The following is a 4,310-nucleotide window of genomic DNA, read 5'->3' as shown; positions in this document are numbered from 1 at the left end:
CGCCCTGGCCTTCGGCCACCCCTGGCCCGGGCCTGCCTCCGGTCCAGCCTGCCACCCCTGTCAAGCGCCTCCCCCACACACCACGGGGCGGCCTGCCGGGGGCTTCGCTCCGTGTGGCCACTCTGGCGGTGGGGCTTTAGCCCAGGTGCGGTGAACGGTGTGTGGGGAGGCCGGCCAGGACGGTGAGCAGGACCGGGAGGTCCGGCAGGTCGGTGGCGGAGACGGTCAGGGGGTCGTCGGCCAGGACGGTGAGGTCGGCTCGGTAGCCCAGGGCGATGCGGCCGGCCTCGTGCTCCTCGGCGGCCGCGCGGGCGGGGTGGAGGGTCATGCCGCGGAGGGCTTCGAGGGGGGAGAGGGCCTGCTCGGGGCCGTGCGGGGGCTGACCGAGGTCGCGGCTGGGGCGGCGGTGGCGGGCGCCGGCCATCACGCCCAGGGGCGGGTAGGGGGCGATGGGCCAGTCCGAGCCGAGGACGACGGTGGCGCCGGCGTCGGTCAGGTCGCGGCAGCGCCAGGCGCGGGAGGCGCGTACCTCGCCGAGGCGGCGGGACCAGTTGTCGGTGTGGTCGGCGCGGGTGAAGTCGCAGCAGTGGGTGGGCTGCATCGAGGCGATCACGCCGAGTTCGGCGAAGCGGGGGAGGAGGTCGTCGGGGACGGTCTCGATGTGCTCGATGCGGTGGCGGACGTCGTGGGCGGCCCCGGTTCGGGCGGTGGCGAGCGAGTCGAGGGCGTGGCGTACGGCCGCGTCGCCGATGGCGTGGGTGGCGGTGGGGACGCCGGCGCGGTGCAGCTCGGTGACCACTTCGGTGTACCGGGCCGGGTCGGGCCAGAACGCGTGGGTGGACTGGCCGTCGCGGTCGGGGCGGTCCAGCCAGGCGGTGCCGTTGTCGATGGTGCCGTCCATGAAGAGCTTGACGCCGCGGACCTGCCAGAGCCGCCCGCCCTCGCCCTGACCGTCGACGAGGGCCCGTACGCCGTCGGCGTCGGTGCCGGGCTGGCACCAGGGCGAGACCCGCAGGCGCAGGGGCAGCTCGTTGGCCGCGTCGAGGTCGGCGTACAGGGCGAGGCTGTCGCCGTTGGCGTCCATGGCGTGGCCGCCGGTCAGGCCCGCGGCGGCCATCGCGCGCAGCGCGGCGGCCAGTCGGGCCCGCCGTTCGCCGGCGGTGGGCTGGGGGGCGGCGCGCTCGACCAGTTCGCAGGCGGCGTCCTCCAACAGCAGGCCGGTGGGCCGGCCGGCCGCGTCGCAGACGACCTCGGCGCTCGCCTGGTCGAAGGCGCGGGGCCCGTCGACGCCGGCGAGTTCGAGGGCGCGGGGGCTGGCGAGCACGGAGTGGGCGTCGAACATCAGGAGCACGGCCGGTACGCCGTCCAGGACGGGGCCCAGCGCGGCGGTGGCGACGGGCGCGGTGCCGAAGACGTTGGGATCGAGGCCCCAGGCGTGCAGCCAGGCGCCCGCCGGGAGTGCGGCGGCGCGCTCGGCGAGGGCCGCGCGGACCTGGGGGAGCGTGCTGCAGCCCGACAGGTCCAGGCCGTGCGTGAGGTCGGCGCCCGACACGGGGTGCAGATGGCCGTCCGTGAGCCCCGGGACGACCACGGCCCCACCGAGGTCGAGGACCTCGGTCGCCGGGCCGGCCAGCGCCCGGACCTCACGGTCGTCGCCGAGCGCCGCGATCCGGCCGTCGGCGGCGGCGAGGGCGGTGTGCGGGAGCGGGACCCCGGAGAGGGGGTCGAGCAGGCGGGCGTTCAGCAGGATGAGGGTGGGGTGCACGGGGGCTCCTCGGCGTACCGCGGCCGGCGGGGGTCGGCGGGCGGGTGGGCGAGTGGATCGGGTGGGGGAGAGCGGGTGGGCTGAGCGTGTGGGCAGGTGGCGGGATCAGGCGGGGGCGGCGGGACCCGGGGGAACGGCAGGGACGGCAGGGACGGCAGGGACGGCGGAGGGGGTGGTCGGCGGGGGTGCCAGGGTGCCGGGCGGGAGGCCCAGTTCGCGTTCGGCGGTGGTGGCCGCGAGGCGGGTGATCGCCGCGGGCCGGTCCGGCGTGCCGGTGTTGGCGTGCGCGCCCAGGCCGTCCAGGACGACGAGGACGTGGATGGCCGTGGCGTACGGGTCGGGCGTGCGGAACTCGCCCCGCGCGACCCCTTCGCGGATCAGGCCCTCCAGCCGTTCGCGCCAGGCGGCCTCCTGCACGAGCACCCGCTCGCGCAGCGCCGGTCGGTAGCGGGCGAGGTGCCGCGCGTTGATCCACAGGCGGCTGATGTCGTCGTACGCCTCTCCGGCCGCCTCGCCGAGGAAGCGCGCGAGGTGCGTCGAGGGCGTCGCGTCCGGCCGCTCGGCGGGGATCAGGCGGTCGAGCTCGCCCGCCGCCGCGGTGCCGAAGGCCTCGGCGACGAGGTCCTCGGCCACGGGGAAGTAGTGGCTCACCAGACCCGGCCGGACGTCCAGTTCCTCGCCGATCCGCCGGAGCGTGACGCACTCCAGCCCCTCGGCCAGGGCGACGGCGGCCGCCGTCGCGACGATCTCGGCCTGCCGGTCGGCGGGTGACTTCCTGATGCGCTTGCGCGGAACGCTTGACGACATACCGGCGATGCTATTGAGTGTGCGACCAATAAACAAGCCGGTGGGTCCGCCGGTCCTCTCACCCAGCTCCCGAAGGGGTCCCGATGGCAGCCACGACTCCCGATCCGATCGCCGCCGCGCAGGTGGCCGAACACGCTGCGGCCCCCGCCCCCGCACCGGCCTCCGCGCCGGACGGGAAGGCCGGCCGGATCGAGGCGCACGGCGTCGACTTCGTCCCCGACTCCGAACGCCGGGGTCGCCCGCGGGACCTGTTCTCCGTATGGGCGGCGGCGAACGTCAACTACCTGAGCCTCGTGGTCGGCGGCGCGCTCGTCCTGATGGGCCTGAGCCTGGTCCAGGCCCTCGCCGTGATCGTCGTGGGCAACCTGTTCTGGCTGCTGACCGGCCTGCTCGCGGTCTCCGGCCCGGCCTCCGGCACCCCGAGCGAGGTCATCACCCGGGCGATGTACGGAGTGATCGGCAACCGGATCAACAACGCCGTCACCGGCTGGCCGATCTCGGTCTGCTACTTCGCGCTCAACCTCGGCGCGGCCGCCACCGCCGCCTTCTCCCTCGCCGATCGGGCCGGGATCCCGACGGGCGGGCCCGTCAAGGCGCTCATCGTCGTCCTGATCGCCGTACTCACCCTGGCCATCAGCGTCTACGGCCACGCACTGATCATGAAGCTGTACCTGCCGATCACGCTCGCGCTCACCGCGGTGTTCGCGGTCGTCGCCGTGGCCGTGGTCCGCCACACCGACTTCTCGTACCGCCCCGCCGAAACCCTGACCGGCACCGACCTGTGGGCCGCCCTGCTCGCCGGCGTCACCCTCATCGCCTCGGGCCCCCTGTCGTACACCACCAGTGCCGATTTCTCGCGCTACCTGCCGCGCACCGCCTCGCGCCGGGCCGTCGCGGGCTGGACCGCCCTCGGCGCCTTCCTGCCCAGCGTCGTCGTCTGCTCCCTGGGCGCCTTCGCCGCGACCACCCTCGACATGAGCGACCCTCAGGCCGCCCTGGAAGGCGTCCTGCCGTCCTGGTTCACCCCGCTCTTCCTGCTCGCCCTGGTCCTCGGCACCATCGCGATCAACGCCCTGACCGCCTACAGCGCCGGACTCGCCCTCCAGGCCGTGGGCCTGCGCATCCGACGTACCGTCAGCGTCCTGTTCGACGGCGTCGCGGCCGTCGCGCTGACCCTGTACGCCCTGCTGGTCTCCGACTTCCTCGACGCCGTCAGCAACGTCCTCCAGCTCACGGTCGCGCTCCTCGGTCCCGCCGCGGCCGTCTACGCCACCGACATCGTGCTGCGCCGCTGCCGCTACGACGGCCACGCCCTCACCGACGAGACCCCGGCGAGCCCCTTCTGGTACCGCCACGGCGTCAACACCGCCGGCGCCGTAGCCCTCCTGTCGGGCACGGCCGCGGCGGCCCTGGGCGTCGACACCCTCTACACCGGCCCACTCGCGAGCGCCCTGGGTGGAGTCGACGTCTCACTGCCGGTCGGCATGGCCGTGGCCGCACCCCTCTACGCCCTGCTGATGCGCCGCGAGGCACGCACCGCCACCTGATCCGCACCCAGCTCCCGAAACCCAGGCAACCGACCGTCGAAACCCCGGCACACCGACCGGCGAAGCCCCGGGCCCACGAATCCACGGGAGTGCCGCCCCGTGGTGTGTGGGGGAGCCTCTTGAGGCGTCATGGCAGGCTGGTCCGGAGGCAGGCCCGGGCCTGGGGTGGCCGAAGGCCAGGGCCGAAGGCC

3 protein-coding genes are annotated in these 4,310 nt (G+C 75.0%); 1 reads left to right on the top strand and 2 read right to left on the bottom strand.

What is annotated here, in order from left to right; all coding sequences use genetic code 11:
* Positions 1-136: 136 nt before the first annotated feature.
* Both ACIQCH_RS38330 and ACIQCH_RS38325 read right to left on the bottom strand, forming a co-directional pair.
* Positions 137-1,765: an amidohydrolase gene (locus tag ACIQCH_RS38330; RefSeq protein WP_402588993.1), complete on the bottom strand. Its 1,629-nt coding sequence runs from the start codon at positions 1,763-1,765 to the stop codon at positions 137-139.
* Positions 1,766-1,870: 105 nt separating this feature from the next.
* Positions 1,871-2,572 carry a TetR/AcrR family transcriptional regulator gene (locus ACIQCH_RS38325; RefSeq protein ID WP_402588991.1) on the bottom strand — a complete coding sequence of 234 codons (702 nt, stop codon included), beginning with the start codon at positions 2,570-2,572 and terminating at the stop codon, positions 1,871-1,873.
* 83 nt (positions 2,573-2,655) lie between these two features.
* Between ACIQCH_RS38325 and ACIQCH_RS38320 the strand changes: the two genes are divergently transcribed.
* Entirely contained in the window at positions 2,656-4,119 is a 1,464-nt protein-coding gene (locus ACIQCH_RS38320; RefSeq protein WP_402588989.1) for a purine-cytosine permease family protein, read from the top strand.
* Positions 4,120-4,310 lie beyond the last annotated feature (191 nt).

It is taken from the genome of Streptomyces sp. NPDC093225 (genome assembly GCF_044753805.1).
Classification (GTDB): Bacteria; Actinomycetota; Actinomycetes; order Streptomycetales; family Streptomycetaceae; genus Streptomyces.
This window is presented reverse-complemented; position numbering and strand designations above follow the sequence as displayed.